The organism is Hymenobacter sp. YIM 151500-1, assembly GCF_025979885.1.
Classification (GTDB): Bacteria; Bacteroidota; Bacteroidia; order Cytophagales; family Hymenobacteraceae; genus Hymenobacter.
Map to the genome: position 1 here is coordinate 3,757,135 of NZ_CP110139.1, position 25,603 is coordinate 3,782,737.

General features: G+C 64.4%; 22 protein-coding genes and 1 riboswitch. Of the genes, 6 read left to right on the top strand and 16 right to left on the bottom strand.

The features are described from left to right. Window positions 1–71: 71 nt before the first annotated feature. The 3 genes from OIS53_RS15705 to OIS53_RS15715 form a co-directional block, all read right to left on the bottom strand. Window positions 72–629 carry a GNAT family N-acetyltransferase gene (locus OIS53_RS15705; RefSeq protein WP_264679519.1) on the bottom strand — a complete coding sequence of 186 codons (558 nt, stop codon included), beginning with the start codon at window positions 627–629 and terminating at the stop codon, window positions 72–74. A 108-nt stretch (window positions 630–737) separates the two neighbouring features. After that, on the bottom strand, window positions 738–1,154 hold the full coding sequence (locus tag OIS53_RS15710) for a molybdenum cofactor biosynthesis protein MoaE (protein ID WP_264679520.1): 417 nt from the start codon (window positions 1,152–1,154) through the stop codon (window positions 738–740). A gap of 283 nt (window positions 1,155–1,437) precedes the next feature. Beyond that, window positions 1,438–1,680 (bottom strand): MoaD/ThiS family protein, encoded by a 243-nt coding sequence (locus OIS53_RS15715; protein ID WP_264679521.1) that lies wholly within the window; start codon window positions 1,678–1,680, stop codon window positions 1,438–1,440. Window positions 1,681–1,804: 124 nt separating this feature from the next. On the opposite strand from OIS53_RS15715, the gene moaA reads away from it, so the two are divergent. Beyond that, window positions 1,805–2,818, top strand: coding sequence for a GTP 3',8-cyclase MoaA (gene moaA, locus OIS53_RS15720; RefSeq protein WP_264679522.1), 1,014 nt, complete (start codon window positions 1,805–1,807; stop codon window positions 2,816–2,818). A gap of 201 nt (window positions 2,819–3,019) precedes the next feature. Here moaA and OIS53_RS15725 read toward each other — a convergent pair whose 3' ends face one another. Both OIS53_RS15725 and moaC read right to left on the bottom strand, forming a co-directional pair. Next, complete coding sequence (locus OIS53_RS15725) at window positions 3,020–4,246, bottom strand: NTP transferase domain-containing protein (RefSeq protein ID WP_264679523.1); 1,227 nt, start codon at window positions 4,244–4,246, stop codon at window positions 3,020–3,022. After that, the gene (moaC, locus tag OIS53_RS15730) at window positions 4,233–4,724 is read right to left on the bottom strand and encodes a cyclic pyranopterin monophosphate synthase MoaC (protein ID WP_264679524.1); all 492 of its coding nucleotides are present in this window, start codon (window positions 4,722–4,724) and stop codon (window positions 4,233–4,235) included. The genes OIS53_RS15725 and moaC overlap by 14 nt, the downstream gene beginning before the upstream one ends. A 224-nt stretch (window positions 4,725–4,948) precedes the next feature. Here moaC and OIS53_RS15735 point away from each other — a divergent pair, with 224 nt between their 5' ends. Beyond that, a complete protein-coding gene (locus OIS53_RS15735) occupies window positions 4,949–6,178 on the top strand; it encodes a molybdopterin molybdotransferase MoeA (RefSeq protein WP_264679525.1) in 1,230 nt (409 codons plus the stop codon). A gap of 287 nt (window positions 6,179–6,465) precedes the next feature. On the opposite strand, the gene OIS53_RS15740 is transcribed toward OIS53_RS15735, so the two are convergent. The 10 genes from OIS53_RS15740 to metH form a co-directional block, all read right to left on the bottom strand. After that, entirely contained in the window at window positions 6,466–6,891 is a 426-nt protein-coding gene (locus OIS53_RS15740) for a putative signal transducing protein (protein ID WP_264679527.1), read from the bottom strand. A 116-nt stretch (window positions 6,892–7,007) separates the two neighbouring features. Next, window positions 7,008–7,151, bottom strand: a complete 144-nt coding sequence (locus OIS53_RS15745; protein WP_264679528.1) for an MFS transporter small subunit — start codon at window positions 7,149–7,151, stop codon at window positions 7,008–7,010. Window positions 7,152–7,190: 39 nt separating this feature from the next. Further along, a complete protein-coding gene (locus OIS53_RS15750; protein WP_264679529.1) occupies window positions 7,191–8,591 on the bottom strand; it encodes an L-lactate MFS transporter in 1,401 nt (466 codons plus the stop codon). 426 nt (window positions 8,592–9,017) lie between these two features. Beyond that, a complete protein-coding gene (locus OIS53_RS15755) occupies window positions 9,018–10,526 on the bottom strand; it encodes an N-acetylmuramoyl-L-alanine amidase (RefSeq protein ID WP_264679530.1) in 1,509 nt (502 codons plus the stop codon). A gap of 211 nt (window positions 10,527–10,737) precedes the next feature. Further along, window positions 10,738–11,280, bottom strand: coding sequence for a hypothetical protein (locus OIS53_RS15760; RefSeq protein ID WP_264679531.1), 543 nt, complete (start codon window positions 11,278–11,280; stop codon window positions 10,738–10,740). A gap of 76 nt (window positions 11,281–11,356) precedes the next feature. Further along, complete coding sequence (locus OIS53_RS15765) at window positions 11,357–11,932, bottom strand: energy transducer TonB (RefSeq protein ID WP_264679532.1); 576 nt, start codon at window positions 11,930–11,932, stop codon at window positions 11,357–11,359. A 537-nt stretch (window positions 11,933–12,469) separates the two neighbouring features. Continuing rightward, on the bottom strand, window positions 12,470–12,946 hold the full coding sequence (locus OIS53_RS15770; RefSeq protein ID WP_264679533.1) for a tetratricopeptide repeat protein: 477 nt from the start codon (window positions 12,944–12,946) through the stop codon (window positions 12,470–12,472). Between the two features lie 145 nt (window positions 12,947–13,091). After that, window positions 13,092–14,048 carry a methylenetetrahydrofolate reductase [NAD(P)H] gene (metF, locus tag OIS53_RS15775; protein ID WP_264679534.1) on the bottom strand — a complete coding sequence of 319 codons (957 nt, stop codon included), beginning with the start codon at window positions 14,046–14,048 and terminating at the stop codon, window positions 13,092–13,094. A gap of 105 nt (window positions 14,049–14,153) precedes the next feature. Beyond that, window positions 14,154–14,645 (bottom strand): endonuclease domain-containing protein, encoded by a 492-nt coding sequence (locus OIS53_RS15780; RefSeq protein WP_264679535.1) that lies wholly within the window; start codon window positions 14,643–14,645, stop codon window positions 14,154–14,156. A 103-nt stretch (window positions 14,646–14,748) separates the two neighbouring features. Continuing rightward, complete coding sequence (gene metH, locus OIS53_RS15785) at window positions 14,749–18,585, bottom strand: methionine synthase (RefSeq protein ID WP_264679536.1); 3,837 nt, start codon at window positions 18,583–18,585, stop codon at window positions 14,749–14,751. A gap of 74 nt (window positions 18,586–18,659) precedes the next feature. Beyond that, a riboswitch (SAM riboswitch) is annotated at window positions 18,660–18,772 on the bottom strand. A 310-nt stretch (window positions 18,773–19,082) separates the two neighbouring features. On the opposite strand from metH, the gene OIS53_RS15790 reads away from it, so the two are divergent. Then, the gene (locus tag OIS53_RS15790) at window positions 19,083–20,831 is read left to right on the top strand and encodes a PA14 domain-containing protein (protein WP_264679537.1); all 1,749 of its coding nucleotides are present in this window, start codon (window positions 19,083–19,085) and stop codon (window positions 20,829–20,831) included. Window positions 20,832–20,934: 103 nt separating this feature from the next. Here the strand turns inward: OIS53_RS15790 and OIS53_RS15795 are convergent, their stop codons facing one another. After that, window positions 20,935–21,330 carry a winged helix-turn-helix transcriptional regulator gene (locus OIS53_RS15795; protein ID WP_264679538.1) on the bottom strand — a complete coding sequence of 132 codons (396 nt, stop codon included), beginning with the start codon at window positions 21,328–21,330 and terminating at the stop codon, window positions 20,935–20,937. A 145-nt stretch (window positions 21,331–21,475) separates the two neighbouring features. On the opposite strand from OIS53_RS15795, the gene OIS53_RS15800 reads away from it, so the two are divergent. From OIS53_RS15800 to OIS53_RS15810, 3 genes are all read left to right on the top strand, one after another. Then, on the top strand, window positions 21,476–22,246 hold the full coding sequence (locus OIS53_RS15800) for an SDR family oxidoreductase (RefSeq protein WP_264679539.1): 771 nt from the start codon (window positions 21,476–21,478) through the stop codon (window positions 22,244–22,246). 197 nt (window positions 22,247–22,443) lie between these two features. Continuing rightward, a complete protein-coding gene (locus OIS53_RS15805; protein ID WP_264679540.1) occupies window positions 22,444–23,883 on the top strand; it encodes a M16 family metallopeptidase in 1,440 nt (479 codons plus the stop codon). 115 nt (window positions 23,884–23,998) lie between these two features. Next, window positions 23,999–25,444 (top strand): M16 family metallopeptidase, encoded by a 1,446-nt coding sequence (locus OIS53_RS15810; protein ID WP_264679541.1) that lies wholly within the window; start codon window positions 23,999–24,001, stop codon window positions 25,442–25,444. The last annotated feature ends 159 nt before the right edge of the window (window positions 25,445–25,603 follow it).

Sequence of the window (25,603 nt, forward strand, 5' to 3'; positions counted from 1 at the left end):
CGTGCTTTATGAACATGCTCTTCGTCTTTTAAGCAGCCCGACAACCCGGCGCCAGTGGTCAGCAAAACTGGTTACGACTGGGCCGGAGTGGGAACGACGGAGCGCACGAACCGCAACCGCCCATCTTCGGCCCGAATCGGGGCCTCGGTGAAGTCGTTGCGCAGCAGCACCCGGTGAGAGGCGGGGTTGTCGGCGGAGGTGTGGGCGTACAGGCGGCGGACCAGGCCTGTCTCGGCGGCGTGGCGCACCAAGCCAGCCACCAGCTCCGTCGCCAGGCCCCGCCCGCGCCAATCGGCCGCTACCGAGTACCCAATTTCGGCAGTGCCCTCGGCGTCGGGTGGGCCGAAGAAGCCGCCGGCTGCCACCAGCGTGTTGACGGGCGCCTCGGCACCGGCCCGCAGAATGGCATACCACCCGTACCACCCGGCTGCGTGGCGGCCCCCAGCCGTGAGCTGGGCCAGAAAGAAGCGCATGGCCTCCTCATCGTACTCGCCGGGGGGCCAGTCGGTGGGCAGGGCAGCACCCAGCAGCATGGGGAAGTAGCGCGGCTTGGAAAGCTCGGCCGTGAGCAGGGCCCGGCTGGCGGCTATTAGCGTCAGCCGCGGCGTAAAGGCAATCAGCGGAATCATGGCCGGAAGATACGAGGCCAACGCCAGCGGGTATCCAGCGGAAAGGTTTTAGCGGCTGGCCCGGCTAAGCAAGCCAAACCCACCCCGGCGGCAAAGCAAAACCGGCGTCTACGGGTGAGCGGCCACCCACACGCTGCCGTCTTCATAAAACTCCTTCTTCCAGATGGGCACCACCTGCTTCAGGGTGTCGATGATGTACTGGCAAGCGGCAAACGACTCGGCCCGGTGTGGGGTCGAAACGGCCACCACCACGGCCACGTCGCCGATGAACAGGGTGCCTTTGCGGTGCACCACGGCCACCTTCTCCAGCATGGGCCACTGCTGCACGGCTTGCTCAGCCACGCGGCGCAGCTGGTGCAAGGCCATGCTGTCGTAGGCCTCATATTCGAGGCGCACCACCCGCCGGCCCGTGCTTCGGTTGCGGACCGTGCCGATGAAGCTGTTCACGGCCCCGGCCCCGTCGGCCTGCACCCGCTCCAGCACGGCGGCCACGTCGATGGGCTGGTCGGTAAGTTCGATATGCATATGAGAAAGAAAATATGGGTAGCCCTGCCGGGCTTAGCTGGCGCGAGGTTAGCCCTGGCTTAGCTGACGCTTAGCTGGCGCGAGGTTAGCGCAGCGTACCTCGTGCCGACCATGCCGGGAGGCTGTGCCTCCCCCGCCAGAACGACCTACGCGCCAGCACGGCCCGGTACCGGCTTGCCGCTGGCGCGGCAGTGGAGGCGCAGCCTCCACCTCATGCTCAGGCACGAGGTACGCTGCGCTAACCTCGCGCCAGTACAGTACCCACCAGCTAAGCCAGGCAGGCTTACCCCCCGCTGACGGGTGGAATCAGGGCAATTTCATCATGGGCTTGCAGGCGCTGCGCTTCCTCGGCGTATTCGTTGTTGACGGCCACGGCGAGGCTGGAAAGCTGGATCAGAGCCGGGTATTGGGCGCGCAGCTGCGCCAGCAGCCCCTGCACCGACACGCCTTCGTCGGCGGTTATGTGCAGCGTGGGCTGGCCCACAATTTCTTTTGAAATGCCAAAAAGGGCTATTTTCAGGTTCATCATTCAAGCAGTTAAACGACATTAGTACGCACTTCAAACCTAAATGGCTATCTGCGCGTTAGGTGGCGGTGGCCCAGATGGTGCGGGAGGGGCACACGGCCGACGGGCCTTATCTTGTTTGTGTATGTTGGGTAGTGCTCCATCTGTTTTGTACGACAACCACGGCCGGCCGCTGGAATACCTGCGCCTAGCCGTGACGGACCGCTGCAACCTGCGGTGCTTTTACTGCATGCCCGAGGAAGGCATTCAGTACCTGCCCAAGCGGGAGCTGCTTACCTACGAGGAAATGGAGCGGCTGGTGCGTCTGCTCACCGGCCTGGGGGTGCGCAAAGTACGCCTCACCGGCGGCGAGCCATTCGTGCGCCGCGACTTGGTGCCCTTCATGGCCCGCCTGGCTGCCCTGCCCGGCCTCACCGACCTGAGCCTGACCACCAACGGCGTGCTCACGGCCCCGCACGTGCCCGAGCTGGCCCGCCTGGGCGTACGCAGCGTCAACCTCAGCCTCGACACGCTGGACCGCACCCGCTTCCACCGCATCACCCGCCGCGACGAGCTGCCGCGGGTGCTCGACACGTTCTACGCCCTGCTGGCAACGGGTATTCAGGTGAAAATCAACGCCGTAGTGATGGACGGGCAGAACACCGAGGACCTGGTGCCCCTGGCCGAGTTGACGCGCGACCTGCCCGTGGAAGTGCGCTTCATCGAGGAAATGCCCTTCAACGGCGGCAGCCACGCCGCGCCCACGGCTATTCCGTGGAACTACCGTCGCATCCGGGAGCATCTGGAGCAGCACCTGGGGCCGTTGCTGCCCGTGCCCGTACCGGCCGGTGCTACGGCTTCCGAGTTCAGCGTAGTCGGCCACCTGGGCCGCATCGGCATTATTGCCGCCTACTCGCGCACGTTCTGCGGCACCTGCAACCGCATCCGGCTCACGGCCGAGGGCGGCCTCAAGACCTGCCTCTACGACCAGGGCGTGCTCGACGTGCGGGCCCTGCTCCGCTCCGGTGCCCCCGACGAGCTTATCGTCGAGGCCCTTACCAGCGCCTTCCGCCACCGCGCCGCCGACGGTTTCGAGGCCGAACAGCGCCGCCCCCTGCATCAGCTCAGCTTCGAGTCCATGTCCACGATTGGGGGGTAGCCTCACCCCCCGACCCCCTCTCCCGCGGAGAGGGGGAGCCAGAAGACAGACGTTCTGCGCCGCCCTGTCGGCTCCCGCCTCCAGAACGGCTACCACTAAGTAAGCGCCACTATGCAGCTTTAGTGGTGCCTTGTGCTATTAGATAATAGGATTGGTAAGCCGTTGCGGAGGCCCTCAGCCGACGCAGCGGCGCGGAACAACTTACGTCAGGCTCCCCCTCTCCACGGGAGAGGGGGTCGGGGGGTGAGGCCCCAACTCCCGCCGGGCCTGCTCGGCTTCTTCGGGGGTGTTGATGTTGCGCAGCTCCTCCGGGGCGGGCGGGGGCAGCAGCTCGATGTCGGAGTTGATGAGGGCTTTGCGGGGGCAGGAGTAGCCCAGGCTCAGAAAGCGCAGCAGCGTGCCGTAGCTGCGGGGCTCCCAGATGGTAATCAGCGGCTCGGGCCACTCGTTTTCGGGGCTTCGGAAGGCCGTGGCCATGCGGCCGGGGTGGCGGTGCTGCACCAGGTGGCGCAGCGTGGCTTCCGACAGAAAAGGCAGGTCGCAGGCCACCACCAGCCAAGCCGCGTCGGGGTCGAGCTGGAAAGCCGAGAGCAAACCGCTCAGCGGGCCCAGGCCCAGAAACGTATCGGGCAGGGGCCGCAAGCCAGTGGCCTCCAACTCAGCGGCTTGCTCGGCGCGGCACGATACCAGCACGTCGCCCCCGCAGAACTGGGCCAACAGGGCGGCGGAGTGGGCGCGCTGCTCCTGGCCATGGTAGGCGAGGCGGCCCTTGTCCTGGCCCATGCGCTGGCTCTGGCCGCCGGCTAGCACCAAACCGCGCAGGCGCGGCTGCTGGCGCTGCCACAGCCGGAGCAGCGCAGCAGCAATAGCGGCTGTATCGTGCAGGGGCAGGGTGGGCACGGCCGCGGCACCCAGGTGCTGGCGCAGGTAGCCCGGCAGTTCCGTTACGCCTTCGGGCAGCAGAAGCAGCTGCACATCGGTGAGGCGGTCCAGCTTCTTTTCCAAGGGCTTAGATGGGTCCAGAATCACGATTTGCTGGCGGGCCCGGAAGTGGTTGCCGTTCACCAGCACCAGGCTCTGCTGTTGCAGCCACTCCTGCTGGCTGAACCGGTCGAAGCTGCGCTTCAAGTCCAGGCGGGTAAAGGTGATTTTGTCGGTCAGCTCGGCCGCGGCGCCGGCTTGCAAGGCAGCTTCCTGGCCGCCCGCGCCGCCCTGGGCCGCGTCGTCGCCGGCGGCGTGGTCGGCATCCACGTAGGCCACGCGCAACTGGGGGCTGAGGTGGGGCAGCAGGCGCGTCACCAGCTCTTTGATACGGCCGCAGGGCGCGCCCAGAATGGCCAGTTCGTGCCGGCCAAACTCGCCCAGGTCGGGGCGGGCCAGGGCGGCGTGCTTGCGGCGGGGCGTGGGGTGCGGGTCAGTCGTCGGCATGATGGAAGTCCTGTTTGCCGCCGGTTTTTTCCAGCAGGCGGGTTTCCTGAATGATGATGTTGTGCGACAGGGCTTTGCACATGTCGTAGATGGTCAGCGCCGCCACCGAGGCGCCGGTCAGGGCTTCCATTTCCACGCCGGTTTTGCCGGTCACGGTAGCCGTGCATTCGATGCGCACGGCATCGGGGCCGTCTACCTCAATGCGCACCTGGCAGTCGTCGAGGCCCAGCGGGTGGCACAGCGGAATCAGCTCGGCGGTGCGCTTGGCGCCCATAATGCCGGCCAGGATGGCCGTTTGGAACACTGGACCTTTGCGGGTGGGCAGGTCGCCGTCCTGCACCAGCCGCAGAATGTCGGCGCCCAGCACCACCCGGCTGCGGGCCCGCGCCACGCGGCGGGTGGGTTGCTTGGCGCCCACATCCACCATAGCCGGCTGTCCGGCGGCGTTCAGGTGGGTGAGTTTGGGAGAGTCTGACATGGGAAGGAAATGTGGCGTAAGCTTCAGCTTGCGCCGTACGGGGAACGGACGTTGTCGTGTACGTTACGTGCCTGTAGTTCAACAAACATCAACGATAAAGTTTCGCACTGCACTCCGGACTACTTTTTCGTACGCTACTGAAGTTTGGCTTGTGCTGCTACGCCGCCCATGCGGTTTACGGGGCAAGCTCCAAAGCCAACAAAGCTTACCCCACATTTCCCGCCATGCCCATCTCCGTTGAAGAAGCTACCTGCCTGGTGGCAGCTACCGCCCGTCCGCTAGGAGTTGAATACCTGGCGCTGCCGCTAGCGGCCGACCGGGTGCTGCGCGAAGACCTGCGGGCCGACCGTGACTTTCCGCCGTTCAATCGGGTGGCTATGGATGGCATTGCCTTGCGCTACGAGGCCCTAGTTGCGGGCCAAACGGAGTTTGCCGTGGAGCGCACCCAGTTTGCCGGTCAGGTACCCGCCCCATTGCAAGACGACAGCGCGGCCGTCGAAATCATGACCGGCGCCTCATTGCCGGAGGGTACCGATACCGTTATCCGCTACGAAGACCTGACCTGGCGCACCGACGAGGCCACCGGCCGCCGCCTGGCCACCGTGCAGGCCCTGCCGCCCCGCCCCGGCCACAACGTGCACGCCCGCGCCGCCGACCGCCGCCGGGGCGACCTGCTGCTGTCCGCCGGCACGCTGCTGGCCCCCGCCGAGCTGGCCGTGGCGGCCACCGTGGGCGCCGCCACCGTGGCCGTTACGCGCCGCCCGCGGGTGGCCGTGGTCAGTACCGGCGACGAGCTGGTGCCCATCAGCCAGCAGCCGGAGCCTCACCAGATTCGGCGCTCCAACGGCCTGATGCTGCAAGCCGCGGCTCAGGCAGCCGGCGCTACCGCCGAGGCGTTTCACTTCAACGACGACCCTGCTTTGCTGCGCCAGGGCTTGCCCGGTCTGCTGGAAGACTTTGACGCCGTGCTGCTCAGCGGAGGCGTGTCGAAGGGCAAGGCCGATTTTCTGCCGGAGGTGCTGCGGGAACTGGGCGTGGAGCAGGTGTTTCATGAGGTGCAGCAGCGGCCGGGCAAGCCGTTCTGGTTTGGGCAGCAGCCCGGCGGAGCGGTGGTGTTTGCTTTGCCCGGCAATCCGGTTTCCACGTTCGTGAACTTCTACCGCTACGCCCGCCCCTGGCTCTTGGCTGTGCAGCAGCCTGGTGCCGCAGTGCCGGAGGCCACAGTACCCGCCGTACTAACCCACGATGTGCAGTTTCGCCCCCGCCTCACGCACTTTTTGCTGGTCAGCCTGGAGCCCGGCCCCGATGGCCGCCTGCTGGCCACCCCCGAGCGGGCCGGCGGCTCCGGCGACCTGGCCAGCCTGCTTCCCAGCAATGCCTTTCTGGAGCTTCCTCCGGAGCCGGAGCTTTTCCCAGCCGGCTCCGTATGGCCTGCCTGGCGGTTCCGGGACTGAGGTGGAAATACATGAATCGGTGCTGATGGCGCGGAGCTGCGCCCCGTGCCCGTTATTCGGGGGGCTCCCGCCTCCCCCGCCAGAACAAGACGCCTGCCTGTAGAGACGCAACATATTGCGTCTCCTCGTCCGCGCCATCTGCACAGTTGTTCAGAAGGTGTCGTTCAACGAGGAGACGCAACATATTGCGTCTCTACAACCCATTCAAGCGGCGCGGACGAGTGCGGGCCAGAGGCCCGCGAATAATCGGCACGAGGCCTAACCCCGCGCCATCAGCACCGATTCACTCATTCGCTCATTTCAAAATCCAGCCCGCAGTGGAAGCAGTGGCACTGGGGTTTCTCGGGGGCGAGCAGCCACAGGCGCAGCTTCACAAAAAGGTTGTCGGTGGGCTGGGGCTGGTGGCGGCACACGACGTCGGGGTGGTGGCAGCGGGGGCAGCGCGGCGTACTGGCGGGTACGGCCGGCTCGGGGGCTACGGCGTACATGGGGGCCTGCTGGGCGTGAAGCACTTCCTGGGCGGCGGCCACGTCCTGGGTGCGCACAAACAGGCGGACGGCACCCAGCACGGCGCCGTAGGGGCGGTTTTCGTTGCTCAGAAAGCACGGAATCCGGGCGGCGTCCAGCTGGGTTTTGGCCAGGTGAGCGGCAAACGAATCGGTGAAGGAGTCGAGCAGGACAACGGCAGAAGCGCCGGCAGAATCCGAAGGCATAGAGGGAAGGCAGAGCTGTACGCAGCGAAAACAACAAAAGCACCCAGGCGGGTGCTTTTGCGGAAGCGAAAAGCAGGGAAGCTGTTGACTTCTTCAACAGCATCAACCAGCAGCTGCTACTTAAACAAGGCCAAGGCTTTGATAATGGTCTGCGACACGCCCCAGGCCAGGGGCACGCCCACGTACAGCCAGGCCAGTGCCAGGGACAGGCCGGAGGTGGGCTCCTGGGCGGTGGGAGTAGAGGAGGAGGTTGGTTGCATACACGGGAAAATCAAAGGTGAAGAATGCAGCAGCGGCGCTTAGGCCACCACTTTTTGCGGGGTGGCTTCTTTCTCGAAGTAGCGGGCCGCTACGGGCCGCACCAGCAGGTTGGCTATCAGCCCCACCACCAGCACCCCGGCCATGGTATAGAACACCGACTGGTAGGCCGCGGCGCCCTCCAGATTTTGCTCTTTGGCGCGGGTGTGGAGGTAGTTGACGATGAGCGGACCCAGCACGCCGGCCGTGCTCCAGGCCGTGAGCAGGCGCCCGTGAATGGCGCCTACCTGCATTTTGCCGAACAGGTCAGAAAGGTAGGCCGGAATGGTGGCAAAGCCCCCACCGTACATGGTCAGAATCACGCACATTACCACCACAAACAGCACCAGAGCCCCCTGGGCGCTGAGCGTGGGCACCAGCGCGTACAGCAAAATGCCCAGCCCGAAGTAGATGGCATAAGTGGTTTTCCGCCCCAGCTTATCCGAGGCCGATGACCAGAAGAACCGCCCCAGCAGATTAAACAAGCTCAGCAGCCCTACGAAGCCGGCCGCCGCCGCCGCCGTCACGCCCCGGCCCGGCCCCAGGGCTTTTTCCGAAAACGCCTCCTGGATAAGCGGCGAGGCTGACTCGAGTACGCCAATACCGGCCGTCACGTTCATGCACAGCACCACCCATAGCATCCAGAACTGCGGGGTCCGGATGGCATTATCGGCCGTGACGTTGCCGGTGGTAATGAGGCCGCTCTGCTCGGTGGGCGGCACGTAGCCGGCGGGCTTCCAGTCGTCGGCCGGCACCCGGATGCTCCACACCCCAAACTGCATAAACAGCAGGTAGAGCAGGCCCATAACCAGGAAAGTAGCCGCCACGCCTTGCGGCCCCACGTCCTTGAACCGGTCCATGAGGGCCACGGCCAGCGGGGAACCAATCATGGCCCCGCCCCCGAAGCCCATAATAGCCATGCCCGTCGCCACGCCGCGCCGGTCCGGAAACCATTTAATCAGGGTACTCACCGGCGAAATGTAGCCGATGCCCAGCCCAATGCCGCCCACGAAGCCGTAGCCGAAGTACACCAGCCACAGGTTGTGCAGGTGCACGCCCAAGGCCGCAATAAAAAAGCCGCCCCCAAAGCACAAGGCCGAGGCCAGCATAGCTTTGCGCGGGCCTACCCGCTCCAGCCATTTGCCAAACACGGCCGCCGACAGTCCCAGCAGCACAATGGCAATGGAGAAGATAATGCCCAGCTGAGTCGGCGTCCAGTCGGTAGGGGCCGGGGCGTTCGGGTCGCCGCTGATAAGGGCGCCCATGGGTTTTTTGAACACGCTGAAGGCGTAGGCCTGCCCGATGGCGAGGTGAATGGCCAGCGCCGCCGGCGGCACCAGCCAGCGGTTGTAGCCGGGGCCCGCCACCGTGCGGCTGCGGTCCAGAATAGAGGTGTTTGCCATGGTGAAGTTGAACGGGGTGGGAACAAAGACCAAGTACCACGCCACAGCAGCCAGCGCCCGACCGGCTGCCGTATGCCTTGGCACTGAATAAAGTAGAATCCTTTCTGAGGATTTTTCTAATCCGTGCCCAACTATTTTTTGCTAAGTAGCTATAGGTGAGGTGAAATGTGATGGGGTGAAACGTGATGAGGTGACAAGTGTCAAGTGACAGGTAACAGGTAACAGGAAGAACATTATGCTGAGCAGGTGGCGCGTCAAGCCAAGGTGCGCAGCCGCAGTTGAAGCATCTCTACCGCGGGCTAACTCAATCGTTAGCCTCAAACCAGGCATCCGCAACGAAGCAATAGAGATGCTTCGGCAAGCTTAGCATGACGGTCTTCCTGTCACCTGTTACCTGTTACCTGTCACCTGTCACTTGTCACCTCTTCACCTCCTCTCATCACGTTTTACCTCTTTCAAAAACTGCTGGAGGCCGCGCTTCATGGCTTCGGCCATGCGCTGCTGGAACTCGGGGTCGGTGAGGCGCTTTTCGTCGTCGGGGTTGGAAAGGAAGGCGGTTTCGACCAGGGCGTTGGGGTACTCGGTCGGGCCGTTGAGGGCGAAGTTGAAGCTGCCCACGTTGCCCCAGCCGGCCAAGCCCGTGCCGCGCATTTCCTCGTACAAGGCTACCGACAACGGCCGGAACGCCACGTACCGGTAATAGGTGCTGGTGCCCTGCATGCCGGGGTTAGCGGAAGAATTGACGTGGATGCTGATGAGCACCTGGGGCAGCTGGCGGCGCAGCAGGAGCACCCGGTCGCCGTTGTCCACGGTTTGGTCGGTGGTGCGGGTCATGAGCACCTGGGCGTCGGCCTGCTCCAACTCCTGGCGCAGCTTGAGGGCAATGGCCAGGGTAAGGTCCTTTTCCCGAACACCGCTGGCGCTGGTGGCCCCGGCATTGTCGCCGCCGTGGCCGGCATCCACGGCCACCACCAGCCCGCGCAGGCGCAGCTTCTGGGGCGGGCGCCGCACCCGGATTTCCAGCATGTTGCCGCGGTACCCGATGTGGTAGCCCCAGCTTTGGTGGTGGCGCAGGTGCAGCACCAGCCGAAACACGTCGGGCTGCACCTGCTCGTAGCTCACGTCGCCCAGCTCCTGCAACCCGTCGCGCTGGGTTATCCAGTTGGTGTTCGACGTAGCCCCGAAAATATCCACTACCAGCCGGCTGGGCTCCGGGAGCAACTGCGACTGGTAGGGCAGGCGCTGGCTCAGGGCCACCCGCACGTAGTCGAACACCGAGTCGCCCTGCACGGAAATGGAGCCGGTGAGCGAAGCCGGCACAAACCCACCGGGCGGCAGCAGGCGCACCACTTCCTCCGGCACCCAGGCCGTGCGCGCCTCGGCCAGGCGCACCCGGTACTGGTCGCCCACCCGGCCCGTTACGTGCAGGGTCACCAGCGAATCGAGGTAGCCCAGCTTGGCCCCGCCGAGCCGGTCTTCGCCCAGGCCGTAGTTCAAGTAGGCCAAGGCGCCGCGGGTGGCGGCTAGCTGCACCTGCTGCGGTTCCAGGAACTGCACGGTTTGGGCAGTCAGGGCCGTGGCGGTGAGGCTGTCGGGGGTGGTGAGTGTGGCGCTGAGGCGGCGGCCGCGCAGGGTGTCGCCGGGCTGCACGAGGTAGGAGCCCTGGTACACCCCGCGCCGGCCCTGGGCCTGGGCGGGCGGCAGCTCCCACAGCGGCTGCCCGTTCAGAAACGTGGCCCGGCCGCCCGGCTGCCCCACCAGCCGCACCTGTAGCCGGTCGCCAGGACTCAGCCACTGGTCGGCGGCCGGCACCGTTTCAAACGAGGTAATCAGCGGAGCTGCTGACTGTTGCTGGGCCAAAGCTGGAACGGGCAGCACCAGGAGCATCAGCAGAAGCCGAAGCAGCGGGTGGCACTGAAGAGTAGTGTTGGGCATAGTGCCGGGCTCGTAACAGGTGTACTTTTCTTGACTTTTTCTAACGAAGCCGGGTGCCTGTGCACACCAGATGGGAACAGGCATATTGTGCTGGCTGAAATACCCGGATGGACGTTGATGCCCAGATACGCTTGGGCAATTGGAAGCCTATACGCAAAAGCCCCACCCGAAAAGCGGGCGGGGCTGCATAAAAGCAAAGGCGGGGTGAGGACTAGGGCTGCTTCACGGCCTCGCCCAGGTCTTTCACGTCGCGGCCGGTTTCCAGGGCCGTGAACTCGGTTTGCAGGGCCCGGATGTGCAGCTCGTCGCGGCCTTTGATGTCGAGGCGGATTTTGCGGAACTGGGCGTTGAGGCGGCGGCTGATGGCCGTGGCGTAGTCCCAGTCGCGCTGGGTCCACTGGCGGCGCTGGGCGCGCACCTGCTGCATAAACTGCACAAAGGCCGGCTCGATGGTGGCGGGCGTGAGCTGCTCCACCCCGGCGTAGGTGCCGAGCAGCTGCTGGGTGAAGGCGGCTTCGGCGGCCCGGTCGAGGGGCTGGCGGGTGCGGGCCCGGGAGGCCGAGTCGAAGCGGGCGGCCCTGCGGCCGGCGCGGCTCAGAGAAGCCGCCGCCCGGTCGGCCAGGGTGTCGAGCTTGCGGGCCTCCTGGCGCACTACCTCCTGCCTCTGGCGCGGGGTGGTGTCGCAGGAAGTCAGGAGCAGGCAGGCCGCAGCCAGCAGAACGGCCGGAGTAGGGAAGGGGCAGAGTGGTTTCATGGCCAAAAGGTAGGGGCTGCCGAGCTAAACGCCACGCGGCCCCACCAGGTTGGCGGCTGCCTACGCCGGCAACTTCTTACCTGGCCGCCAGCCGAAACGTAAATGGCAGCTCGTGCTGAGCCACTACGGCCCGGCTGCCGATGCGGGCCGGAATCCACTGCTGCGGAATGTTGCGGCACACGCGCAGGGCTTCTTCGTCGCAGCCGCCGCCAATACCCACCAGCACCTTATGCTCGGCGGCCCGGCCCAGCGTGTCCACCACAAACGACACCACCACCCGGCCCTGAATATTTTTTTCCTGGGCGGCGGCCGGGTAGTTGAGCTTGGCCATGTAGGAGGCCAGGGCGGCATCACCGCCAATAAAGAACACCGGCTGGGTCAGGTGCTGGCGGGTCCACTGCCCGCCGGGGCCCTGCACCGCGTACGGAATATCATCGAAGGGCCGGAAGAACACCAGCTTCTTGGTGGTGTGATCGTACTTCTGGGTGATTACCTGGCTGCCGTCGCGGGTGTGGGCATAATATTCCCACACGCCTACTTTCTCGCCTTTTTCCAGCATGCCGCTTTCCCATTCGGTTTTGCGCAGCTTCTGAGCCGAGGCCACCACAGTACACGATAACAGTAGAAGTAGAGAGAATAAAAGTTGTTTCATAGAAAAAACTGGGTGGGTGAGAAAAATGGGTGGAGCGAAAAGCAGGCAGCGAGAACAGAGAAAGTAATTCTTAGTTAAGTCCTACGCAGAAAAGAAAATCAAACTTGGTTTTCAACTCCATGCCTCACGTTATATGCAGTGTATCAACAAGAACGGCTGCATTGTCCTCTGATTAACAAGAATGCTACCAAACTCAACGACTCGGATGGTCCGGGAAATTTACAACTATCCTCTAAGTCCTGCAAGGATCTTTTCGTGGTTGCTTTCTGGTACATCTGCTGGCTGAACGCCACTCCAGCAGGCCGGCTTTCTAAGCCAGCATCCGGCCGCAAGCCAGCCGCACAGCTGCGGCAGTCTAAAAAAGCGGCGGGGCAGCCGGCACACGAAAGGTGCCAGCTGCCCCACGGGCATCCTGCGGCGGCTCCCAGCCAGGAAGGCCGCGCAGCATAGTGCGTACCGAGCACCAGGCCACCAGCCCAGCGCGCGTTGCCCAAGCCGGCCAGCGAAAGGTAGGCCAGCATCTGCCGCCAGCCACGCTTAGAAGGGGTCGGGGTCGAGTTGGTCGCGCAGGTCGCGCAGCTGGGCCTGGAGGCCGGGCCAGGCAGGGCAGAGCTTTTCGAGGCGCCGCAGCACCTGCAAAGCCCCACGGTTGTCGCCGAGCATGCGCAGGATAACGGACCACCCCGACAAGGCGCCAAAGTGGCGGGGCTCACGCCGCAGGGTTTCGGCAATGTCGCGCAGGGAGGCGCGGTACTCGCCGCGCAGGTAGTGAGCCGTGGCGCGCTTGTTCCAGCCCTCGGCGTAGTCGGGGCTGATGTCAACCAGGGCCGTAAAGTGCTCAATGGCGCGGGTATAGTCGCCGGCGGCCATGGCTCGCATCCCTTCCTCCAGGTGCTTGTCGAGCACCGGATGCCCGGCGGCCAGCCACACCTGCCAGATGCCGTCTTGCAGGGCTTCAATCTCGGCGGGGGCCGTGGCCGTGCGCAGGCGCGCAAACAGGTCGTCCAAATCCATGCTGGTTACTGGTTGGTAGTTTTTGGTTGTTGGCTACGAACTACCAGGCAGTATACGCAAGCAGTCTACGTGAACGTCCACAATCAACGGAGCCTATGCCCACTAACCAAGCGCCACCACCTAAAAACGACCAACCAGTAACCAACTAAAACAGCGCCGCCGCTACCCGCCGGATGCTTTCCGACTTGCCCATGCTGTAGTAGTGCAGCACCGGCACGCCGTGGGCCATTAGCTCCCGGCTCTGGTTGATGCACCACTCAATGCCGATGTTGCGGGCCTCGTCGTTGTCGCGGCACTGGTGCACGGCCTCGGCCAGCTCCTCCGGAATGTTCAGGAAGAACGTGCGCGGCAGCATGGTCAGCTGGCTTTTGGCCGTCAGCGGCTTCAGGCCCGGAATGATGGGTACGGTAATACCCGCCTCCCGGCAGCGCTTCTCAAACTTGAAGAACTCTTCGTTGTCGAAAAACATCTGGGTTACGATATAGTCGGCGCCGCGGTCCACTTTGTGCTTGAGGTAGCGCAGGTCAGCGGCGTAGTTCGGCGACTCGAAGTGCTTCTCGGGGTAGCCGGCCGTGCCGATGCAGAAGTTGGTGGCAAAGGTGTCGTCCTGCTCCTCGTCCAGGTATTCGCCCTTGTTGAGGTTGGCCACCTGCCCGATGAGGTCGGCGGCGTAGGCGTGGCCGTCGGGCTCGGGCTTGAAGTGGCCTTCACTCTTGATAGGGTCCCCGCGCAAAGCCAGCACGTTGTCGATGCCGAGGAAGTGCAGGTCGATGAGGGCGTTTTCGGTTTCTTCCTTCGAGAAACCCCCGCAGATAAGGTGGGGCACCGTGTCCACATCGAAGCGGTTTTTGATGGCCGCGCAGATGCCCACCGTGCCGGGCCGCTTGCGCACGGTTTTCTTTTCCAGCAGGCCATTAGGGTGCTGGCGGTACACGTACTCCTCGCGGTGGTAGGTCACGTCGATAAACGGCGGCTTGAACTCCATCAGGGGCTCGATGTTGGAGAACAGCTGCTGGATATTCTCGCCCTTTTTCGGGGGCAGTACCTCGAAGGAAAACAGCGTTTTGCCGTCGGCGTGGCGCAGGTGGTCGGTTACTTTCATGTGGGTTGCAGCAACTTGCCGTGCTGGTGGGCGCCTCACCCCCCGGCCCCCTCTCCGAAAAAGGAGAGGGGGTGCCTGACGACTAGTGGGAGGCTACTGGACTATTTATCTATTGGATGTTATGGCAAGCCTGATTTCCGCCAAGACTTGCAGCAGGCCATTGATGATTTGTTCGTTGGAAAAGCGCAGAATGTGGTAGCCGAGTTCCTGTAGAGCATACGTACGGCCAGCGTCGTACTCTGCTTGGCTTTCTTCTGCGTGCACTTCACCATCCACTTCAATAATCAAGTAGTGGTCGGTGCTGATGAAGTCGACGATGTAGTTGCCGATGGCGTGCTGGCGGCGGAACTTAACGCCTAAAAGCTGCCGGTTGCGGAGAGCTTGCCAGAGCCAGTTCTCGGCTTCGGTTGGGTTACGCCGCATTTCGGCGCTAAAGCCCTTTAAGTGGCGGTGCCAAGTGGATTTGTTAGCGGTTAATCGGGCGTCGATTGCCTCACCGGTTGCCTCACCCCCTAGCCCCCTCTCCGGGGGAAAGGGGGGACTAGCTTCTAGTTTTTCTAGCCCTAATTCTGATTTATTAATTCCTTCTGCGCTCATGCTGAGTAAGATTGGGGGTGGATATAAGTCTAAAACTAGAGCTACAGCTAGTTCCCCCTCTCCTCGGAGAGGGGGCTAGGGGGTGAGGCAACCCGTAAGGCGCCTACACCGCCGTCACCGGCACACTCGTCGGCTCATAGTTCAGGTTCGGCATCAGCCACCGCTCCAGCTCCGCCACCGGCATACCCTTCCGGGCGGCAATGTCCTCCACCTGGTCGCGCCCGATGCGGCCCAGCCCGAAGTAGCGCGAATCGGGATGGGCGTAGTAAAGGCCGCTTACCGAAGAAGCCGGGTACATGGCCAGGTTTTCGGTGAGGCGGATGCCGGTGGTCTGCTCGGCGTCGAGCAGTTGGAAAAGGGTGATTTTCTCGGTGTGGTCGGGGCAGCCGGGGTAGCCGGGTGCCGGGCGCACGCCGCGGTACTTTTCCTGGATGAGGTCTTCGTTCGACAGGTTTTCGGCGGGCTCGTAGCCCCAGAACTCCTGGCGCACGCGCTGGTGCAGGCGCTCGGCAAAGGCCTCGGCCAGGCGGTCGGCCAGGGCTTTTACCATGATGCTGGAGTAGTCGTCGTGGTCCTGCTCAAACTGCTCCAGCAGCCGCTCAATGCCGATGCCGGCCGTGACGGCAAAGCCGCCGAGGTAGTCCTGCCGGCCGGTCTCGCGCGGGGCCACGAAGTCGGAGAAGGCCAGGTGAGGTACGCCGGGGGCTTTTTCGCTCTGCTGGCGTAGGGTGAAGAACTCGCTCTGCACCTGCTGGCGGGTGTCGTCGTCCTGGTACACCTGGATGGTGTCGTGGCCGACGGTGTTGGCAGGCCAGAAACCCACCACGGCGCGGGCCGTCAGCAGCTTCTCGTCGATGATGCGGCGCAGCATCAGTTGGGCGTCGTCGAAGAGCTTGCGGGCGGCTTCGCCCAGAGTGTCGTCTTCCAGAATGCGCGGGTAGCGGCCTTTCAGCTCCCAGGTATGAAAGAAGGGCGTCCAGTCGATGTACTCGGCCAGCTCAGCCAGCGGGTAGTCTTCTAGTACTTTGGTGCCGAGGAAGGAGGGCTTCGTGATGGGTGCAGCATCCCAATCGGCCTGGAAGCCGTTGGCGCGGGCGGCTTCGATGGGCAGGTAGTTTTTCTCGCGCTGGCGGCCGGCATAGTCGTCGCGCAGCTGGCGGTACTCCTCGTGCACGGTGCGGGCGTACTCCTCCTTGCCCGAGCCGAGCAGGCCGGCGGCTACGCCTACCGAGCGGGAGGCGTCGTTCACGTGCACCACGGGCCCGGAGTAGTTGGGCGCAATCTTCACGGCGGCGTGCAGGCGCGAGGTAGTGGCCCCGCCGATGAGCAGGGGCGTGTGCAGCCCGCGGCGCTCCATTTCCTGGGCCACGTACACCATTTCGTCGAGGCTGGGGGTGATGAGGCCGCTCAGCCCGATAACGTCGGCGCCCTGCTTCTGCGCTTCGTCCAGAATCCGGTCCAGCGGCACCATCACGCCCAGGTCCACGATGTCGAAGTTGTTGCAGGCCAGCACCACGCCCACGATGTTCTTGCCGATGTCGTGCACATCGCCCTTCACCGTGGCCAGCAGGATTTTGCCGGCCGTCTGCCGCTCGGAGCCTTCCTTTTCAGCTTGCAGATAAGGCTCCAGGTAGGCCACCGCCTTCTTCATCACCCGCGCCGACTTCACCACCTGGGGCAAAAACATCTTGCCCGCCCCAAACAGGTCACCCACCACGTTCATGCCCGCCATCAATGGCCCCTCAATCACGTCGAGCGGGCGGCCCACCTGGCGGCGTACCTCCTCGGTGTCTTCCTCGATAAACTCCGTAATGCCCTTCACCAAAGCGTGTTGCAAACGCTCGGCCACCGGTAGACTGCGCCAGGCGTCGGCTACTACCTCCACCTTGTCCTTCTGCTTCACGGTTTCGGCGAAGTCCACGAGCCGCTCGGTGGCGTCGGGGCGGCGGTTGAGGAGCACGTCTTCCACCAGCTCCAGCAGGTCCTGGGGCACCTCATCGTACACGGCCAGCTGGCCGGGGTTCACGATGCCCATGTCGAGGCCGGCCCGGATGGCGTGGTAGAGGAAGGCCGAGTGCATGGCCTCGCGCACCACGTCGTTGCCGCGGAACGAGAAGCTGATGTTGCTGATGCCCCCGCTGGTGAGGGCGCCGGGCAGGTTCTGCTTGATCCAGCGCACGGCTTCGATAAAGTCCAGGGCATAGCCGCGGTGCTCCTCGATGCCGGTGCCCACGGTGAGGATGTTGGGGTCGAAGATGATGTCCTCGGCCGGGAAGCCGACTTCATTCACCAGGATGTCATACGACCGTTTGCACACCTCGATTTTCCGCTCAAACGTATCCGCCTGGCCGGTTTCGTCGAAGGCCATGACCACCACGGCGGCCCCGTACTGGCGCACTTTGTGGGCGTGTTCTTTGAAGGCTTCTTCGCCTTCTTTCAGGGAAATCGAGTTGACGATGCTCTTGCCCTGCACGCACTTGAGGCCGGCTTCCAGCACGCTCCACTTCGAGGAGTCGAGCATGATGGGCACGCGGGCAATGTCGGGCTCCGAGGCAATCAGGTGCAGAAACGTCGTCATGGCCTGCTCCGAGTCGAGCATGCCTTCGTCCATGTTCACGTCGAGCACCTGGGCGCCGCCCTCCACCTGGTCGCGGGCCACTTGCAGGGCCGCCTCGTAGTTGCCGGTCCGGACGAGCCGCGCAAACGCCCGGCTGCCCGTCACGTTGCACCGCTCGCCCACGTTAACAAACAAGCTGTTGGGGGTAATGTTGAACGGCTCAAGGCCGGCGAGACGGGTAGCCTCACCCCCTAGCCCCCTCTCCTTCAGAGAGGGGGGACTAGTTTCTAGTTTGCTAGAGCTAGATTCTAGAACTAGTCCCTCCTCTCTGAAGGAGAGGGGGCTAGGGGGTGAGGCTACCCGTGAGGCCAATGTCCTGGGTCTGTACCGCTCCGCCAGTCGGCTCAGTTCCGCAATGTGCTGGGGCGTGGTGCCGCAGCAGCCGCCCACCACCGTCACGAGGCCGTCTTTGAGGTAGCCTTCCACTACGGCGGCGAATTCCTGGGCCGACTCGTCGTAGCCGCCGAAGGCGTTAGGCAGGCCGGCGTTGGGGTAGGCCGAAATGTGCACGTCGGCCAGGCGGCTTAGCTCTTTGATGTAGACCTTGAGCTGGTCGGCGCCGAGGGCGCAGTTGAGGCCCACGCTGAGCAGGGGCAGGTGGCGAATGGAATTCCAGAAGGCCTCTACCGTCTGGCCGGAGAGCGTGCGGCCGGAGGCGTCGGTGATGGTGCCCGAAATCATGACCGGCACCGGCCGGCCGCCTTCGTCGAAGAACTGCTGCACGGCGTACAGCGCGGCCTTGGCGTTCAGCGTGTCGAAGATGGTTTCGATGAGCAGGGCGTCGGAGCCGCCGTCTACGAGGCCGCGCACCTGCTCGTGGTAGGCGGTGGCCAGCTCATCGAAGGTTACGGCCCGGAAGCCGGGGCGGTTGACGTCGGGCGAAAGGGAGGCCGTGCGGTTGGTGGGCCCAATGGCCCCGGCTACGAAGCGGGGCTTGTCGGGGGTGCGGGCCGTAAACTCGTCGGCCACCTCGCGCGCCAGGCGCGCCGACTCGTAATTCAGCTCATAGACAATGTCTTCCAGCCCATAATCAGCCTGGGCAATGGTGGTGCCGCTGAAAGTGTTGGTTTCCACCATGTCGGCGCCGGCTTCAAAGTAGTCGGCGTGAATCTGGCGGATGATGTCGGGGCGGGTGAGGCTGAGCAGGTCGTTGTTGCCGCGCAGGGGCTTGGGATGCTCCGCGAAGCGCGTACCCCGAAAATCGGCCTCCTCCAGCGTGTAGCGCTGAATCATGGTGCCCATGGCGCCGTCCAGAATCAGCAGGCGCTGGCGCAGAATGTCGTGCAGGGGCGAGGCGGTGGCGGAAGCGGCGAGGGTTGGCATATCGGCTCTTCTAAGAAAAACGGCAGCGAAAAAGTGCCTATCCAGAAAGAGCCGCGCGGGAAGCGCCGGTTCCGTACTTATCTTCTTTCGGCTTCAGAAGGAAGCTGAAATGGGAGTTAGCACCTTGTTGTGTTGCAGGTTGCTAAGACGTCATCGGGCCCAATCCCTCGGTCTTTCTGGATAAGTAACAGGGCGAAGATACGGCACAGCAACCCGGAATCCAATTTCACCTGAAGTTGCTAGGTTTGCCGCAGCATGTATCGAGGCGGTGTATACAGTTGATAAATCGTCCTGCTGCTGCCGACGCTAGAGGCTAACCGTCATGCTCCATCTGGCGTCCGCGCAGCCGGAGGCGGAGTCGAAGCATCTCTACCGCTGGCTAACTCAATCGTTCAACGAAGCAGTAGAGATGCTTCGCGGGGCGGACGCCAGATGAAGCATGACGGCCTGATGCGCTCTGGACGACTGTGTAAACCGCTTTATCTTATTTCTGCTATATGAACCGTTCGTATCTGCGCTGCTGCTGGCTAGGGCTGTTGCTGCTGGCCTTCGCTCTCCGTGCTCAAGCCCAAGCCCAAATCCCGCTGAAACCCGCTACCGGCCTGCGCGGCACCTATTACGCTGGCGAAAACTTTGAGCGGCGCGTGCTGACCCGCACCGACCCGGCCATCGACTTCAACTGGGACTTCGACGCGCCCGGCCCCGGCCTGCCGCCCGAGTCGTTTTCAGTGCGCTGGACTGGCTGGCTGCTCGCCCCGGAAACCGGCACCTACACCTTCCACCTCACTGTGGACGACGGCATGCGGGTCTGGATTGGGGGCCGGCAGGTGCTGAATGAGTGGCGCTACCAGCCTACCATGAGTGCCTCGGCGCCTATGCGCCTCACCGCCGGCCGCTACTACTCGGTGCGGGTAGAGTATTTTCAGGGCAGCCGCCACACTCGCGCCTTTTTGGGCTGGACCCGGCCTTCCGCCCCCAAAGCTGCTCCGGAGGCCATTGCAGCCCGCCACTTCACCGTAGCCCTGCCTACCACCGCCACACCTCTGGGGCCGCCTAAGTCGACGCCTCCCGCGTCGGGCGGCACTGTTGGCATTGTGGCGGGGCCGCCTGCGAGCCGGGCGGAAGCTACCACCCGCACTCCCGTGAAGCCCAGCGCGGGCGTGGCGGTGGCGGGCAAGCTGCCGGCCGGCATCGGGCTACGGGCCACCTACTACGCGGGTTCGGTGCGGGGCCCGGCCGTGCACAGCCGCGTAGAGCCGGTGCTGAGTGCCACGTGGCAGGGGGCGCCGCCCGCCCCCGGCGTGCCGGGCCAGGGCTTCTCGGTGCGCTACACCGGCTACGTGCGGGCCCCCGAAACGGGCGTGTACGTGCTGCACACCGAGTGGGACGACGCCCACGACGTCCGCCTTGCCGGCGAGGACATCCTGAGCATGGAGAAGTATGAACCGGAGTTCTTCGGCCCCAACAACGGCGTAATTCCCGTGGATGTGGCGCAGTACTACGAGGCCGGCAAGTTGTACGCGGTTGATGTGGCCTATAAAAACGTGCGGGGCCGCGTGTCGCGGGCAGTGCTGTCGTGGGCGCGGCCGGCGGAGCTGGGCCGGCCTACCACGCTGGAACAGGCGTTTGCGGCGGCCAAGGGGCGGCGCCTCACCGTGGTGCCCCAGCAGCTGCTGTACCCCGAGCTGCCGCGGCCCCTGCCCGAGCCACCCGTAGCAGCTGCTCAGCCGGTGCGGCCGAGCCGACTGGCCTTGCCTCCCAAGCCAGCCGTGGCCGCCAGAACTCCCCGGCCGGCTCCGCCCGCGAGGCTCCAGCCGGCCGCTCGGCCGCGTCCGGTGGTCACGGGGCCGCGCCCCGCACCCGTGGTGCCCGATACCATGCTGCCTGACCTGAGTGCTCTGAGCCGCGGGGCCGCCGTGACGCTGCCTAACCTCTACTTCACCCAGAGCACCGCCTCCCTGCTGCCGGCGTCACGGCCCGTGCTCGACGCCCTGGCCCGCACCCTGACCGCGCAACCCCAGTTGCGCCTGGAAATAGCTGGCCACACCGACAACGTGGGGGAGCCGCGCCTGAACCTGCGCCTCTCCGAGCAGCGGGCCCGCGTGGTGCGCCGCTACCTCATCGGGCAGGGCATCGACTCGGTGCGCCTCACGGCCCGCGGCTACGGCGGCACCCGCCCCGTGGCCGACAACCGCGACCCGCAGCAGCGCCCCCGCAACCGCCGCGTGGAAGTGGTGGTGCAGTAGCCAGGCGGCCAAGAACTTGTATGCTACAGTGCTAGATCAGCTCCGCAGCCTAGAGGGACCTCCGAGCTGCGATGGTACACCGTGGAAGTAATGCCAAATGGGGCTACACCTCTGCCGGCTCGGCAACTGCCGGTATTTCGGCTACCGCGCAGGGCGTGGGGGCGGTGGGCTCACCCAGCACCTGCTGATGCAGCTGTCCCCAGTCGCGGAGGGAGGTTAGCACGGGGCGCAGGGTGAGGCCGTGGGGCGTGAGCGAGTACTCGACGCGGGGCGGCACCTCGGCGTAGATGCGGCGGTGGACCAGGCCGGCGTCTTCCAGCTCCCGCAGCTGCTGGGTCAGCATCTTCTGCGTCACGCGCGGAATCTGGCGCTGCAACTCCCCAAAGCGCAGGGTGCCGCGCTGGGCCAGGGCCGAGAGAATGAACACCTTCCACTTGCCACCCAGCACATCCAGGGCCGCCGTAATGGCACAGACAGGAGCTTTCTTGGTCTTCTTCATAAAATAAGCTGTTGATTATCAGTATCAGTTACTAAAAGGTACTGGCCTTACTTTCGGGTACCTACTTGACAAAAGTATCCTGCTTGGCTCACCTTTACAACGCCCTGCACCACCCCGGTGCAGGCCACATACCCCACTGTATACTATGAGCAAGCTCACCGGAAAAATTGCCCTGATTACGGGCGGCAACAGCGGCATTGGCCTGGCTACGGCCCGGCTGTTCGTCCAGGAAGGCGCCCAGGTCATCATCACCGGCCGCGACCAGGCCACCCTCGATGCCGCCGTAGCCGAGCTGGGCCCGGCGGCCCTGGCCGTGCGCACCGACGTGGGCAGCCTGCCCGACCTCGCGGCCCTGTTCGAGCAGATTCGGGCCCGGTTTGGCCGCCTCGACGTGGTGTTCGTCAACGCCGGCATCTTCAAGGGCGGCTCCTTGCAGGATAGCACCGAGGAGCTGTACGACGAGGTTTTCGACATCAATGTGAAGGGCGCCTTCTTTACCATGCAGAAGGCCGAGCCGCTGCTGGCCGATGGGGCCGCCGTGGTGATTAACGCCTCCACGGTTATCCACGCTGGTATGCCGGGCGCCTCGCTTTACGCTGCTTCCAAAGCCGCCGTGCGCCAGCTGGCCCGCAACCTCAGCAACGAGCTGGCCGCCCGCAACATCCGCGTCAACGTGGTGAGCCCCGGCTACACCCGTACGCCCATCGTCGGCCGGGCCGGTGCCAGCCCGGAGCAAGTTGAGGGGTTCTTCGGGCATGTGTCGGGTGAAGTGCCCCTGCGCCGCCCCGCCCAGCCCGAGGAAATTGCCAAGGCCGTGCTCTTCCTGGCCTCCGACGACAGCAGCTACGTGGTAGGCGAGGAGCTGCTGGTAGATGGCGGCTACGGCAGCATCGGCGCGGCCGGCGTGGCGCGCTGAGGGGTGGGGTAGCAAACAGCTTTAGCTAAAGATACCCTGGGCTCCGGCTCGTTGTGCTGGCTGATGCTGGCACACGAGCCGGAGTCTGCTATTAAGGGTCAAAAGGCCTCGATAAAATTATTTTACGAAGAATATATAGTACGTTAGGTGCACGCTTCCGCGTTTGTCCATCTACCTACCACCTAACCTATTCTCCTATGAAACCCCCAATTTTCCCCGGCCGCTGGGCGTGGTGCGGCGTGCTGCTGGCTGTGCTGGGCGCCTGCACCCCCAAGGCCACGCCGGTAGCCACCGCGCCGCCCGCCGCGGCCCCGGCTCCGGCCGCAGCACCGGCGGCTCCGGCCGCGCCCACCTTCCAGATTCCGGTGGAGTATTACACCTTGCCCAACGGGCTGCGAGTGGTACTCTCGCCCGACCACACGGCGCCCACGGCTACGGTGGCGGCCTACTACAACGTGGGCTTCCGCAACGAGCCCCGCAACCGCACCGGCTACGCCCACCTGTTTGAGCACCTGATGTTTCAGGGCTCGCGCAACCTGGGCAAGATGGAGTTTATTCAGCTGGTGCAGAAGAACGGCGGCATCCTGAACGGCTCCACCCGCTTCGACTTCACCAACTACTACGAGGTGGTGCCTACCCATAAGCTGGAAACCCTGCTGTGGGCCGAAGCCGACCGGATGCGGGGCCTGGCCATTACCCAGGAAAACCTCAAAAACCAGCAGGAAGTAGTGAAGAACGAGGTGCGCGTAAACGTGCTCAACCAGCCCTACGGCGGCTTCCCCTGGCTCGACATGCCCCAGAAGGCCAACAAAAACTGGAACAACGCCCACAACTTCTACGGCGACCTGGCCGACCTCGACGCCGCCACGCTGGCCGATGCCCAGCAGTTCTTCAAAACCTACTACGCCCCCAGCAATGCCGTGCTGGCCGTGGTGGGCGACTTCGAGCCGGCCCAGGCCAGGGCGTGGGTCGAGCAGTACTTCAGCTCGATTCCCAGCGCCCCGGCCCCGCCCAAGCCCGACCTTACCGAGCCTCGCCAGGAGCAGGAGCAGCGTTTCACCAAGGACGACAAGCTGGCCACCAAGCCGGCCCTGGCTTTTGCCTACCACATGCCCGAGCGCAACACCCCCGAGTACTACGCCCTGATCTTGCTGGACCAGATTCTGCTACAGGGCCAGGACTCGCGCCTCTACCAGGCCCTGGTGCAGCAGCGCGGCTACACCGACAACGTGAGCGGGGGCATCAACTACCTCGGCAACGCCTTCAACTACGCCGGCCCCATGCTGTGGATGGGCAACCTGACCTACGACCAGACCGTGCCCGCCGACTCCGTAGTGCGCGTGCTTGACCGGGAGGTTGGCAAGTTGCAGCAGGCAGGCATCGACCAGGCCACGCTGGACCTGGCCGTGGTGAAGCTGCGCTCCGCGCTCTACGACCAGCTCTCGGGCTCCGACAACTTCGGCCGGGCCGATTTGCTGGCCTCGTTTGCTTTGTTCGACAACAACCCCGCCCGCATCAACACCCTGGAGCAGGAGTTTCGGAAGGTGACGCCCGCGCTGATGGAGCGCACCCTGCGGGAGTTTCTGCGCCCCACCAACCGCACCATTCTGATTGTGAATCCGCTGGCCAAGAGCTGACGGGAAAGTAGCGCGGGCTTCGGCCCGCTGCTCCCAACACCCAGCCCGGTTTAGTGGGCGAGCTGCAAGCTATAGCCCGCGCTACAACCTTTTCATCTACTCCGACTTTCCCTCTATGAAACCACTATACCTCGGGCTGCTGGGCGCGGCCCTGGCCGCGGCAGCTCCGGCGCTGGGCCAAAAGGCGCCGGCTAAGAAACCCGCTGCGGCGGCTGCCCAAGCCCCGGCCCCGGCCAAAGAAACGCCCCCGGCTGGCGGCACACCCCGCGACTTTGCCTTGCCCGCCAAAGAAGAATTCGCCCTCGACAATGGCCTGCAAGCCAAGCTAGTGCCCTTCGGGCAGGTGCCCAAGGTGACCATGCTGGTTACCATTCAGGCCGGCAACGTGCACGAACCCCAGGGCCAGGTGGGCATTGCCGACGTGCTGGCGCGGCTGCTGCGGGAAGGCACCAGCCAGCTTAGCGCCGCCGAGCTGGCCGCCCGCGTGGCCCGCATGGGCGGCACGCTCGACATCAGCGTGGGCCCTGACCAAACCCAGCTGTGGGCCTCTTGCTTGAGCGAGTACGCCCCCGAAATGGCCACGCTGCTGGCCCAGGTGGTGCGGCAGCCCAGCCTGCCGGCCGCGGAGCTGCCCCGCATCCGCACCGACTTCAAGCGGCGCATGAACCTGCTGCGGGCCGAGCCGGGCTTCCAGGCCCGCATGAAGTTTCAGCAGGCCATCTACGGCAACCACCCCTACGGCCGTCCGCTGCCCACCGACGCCCAGATTGACGCCCTCACCCTGGAGCAGGCCAAGGCGTTTTACGATAAAGAGTACGGCGCCCAGCGCACCGCCGTGTTTGCGGCGGGCAGGTTTGATGCCCCGGCCCTGCGCCAGGCCATTACCACCGCCTGGCGCGAGTGGCCCCAGGGCCCGGCCCCGCGCATCGAAATAGCCAAAGCCCAGACCCGCCCCGAGCTGCTTACCCAGGACCGGCCCGGCGCTCCGCAGTCTACGCTTATCCTGGGGATGCCCGTGGTGGACCCTTCGCACCCCGACTACATCCGGCTGCGGGTGATGAACTCCCTGCTCGGCGGCTCTTTCGGCTCGCGCATTACCCGCAACATCCGGGAAGACAAAGGCTACACTTACTCGCCCTACAGCTACCTCGACGTAAACTACCGCACGGCCACCTGGCAGCAGAACGCCGACGTAACCACCCAGCAGACCGGCAACTCGCTCAAGGAAGTCATGTACGAGGTGGAGCGCCTCCAGAAAACCCCGCCCACGGCCGAGGAGCTAAAAGGTATTCAGAACTATGAGTCGGGCTTGTTTGTGCTGCGCAACTCCACGCCCGGCGGCATCATCAGCCAGCTCAACACCCTGCACCTGCACGGCCTGCCCGAATCCTACCTCACGGAGCAGGTAAAAAACATCAACGCCGTAACGCCCCAGCAAGTCAGCGAAACAACGCGCAAGTACGTCCGCCCCGAGGCCATGACCATCGTGGTGGTCGGCGACAAAAAGGTAGTGGAGCCCCAGCTGAAGAAGTTTCAGGCGTCGCGCAAGAAAGCGTTGTAGCTGTTGCTCAGGGCACCTGCCTACCGCCCCGGCTGCCGCTGGCTGCCGGGGCTTTTTTGTGGGCTTGGGCCAGAGGCATGAAGCCAGGAGCCGCCCGGAAAATAGCGGAGAAACGCAACTTTGCAAGCTTGTAGATATTCAATAAAAGATGGTATAACT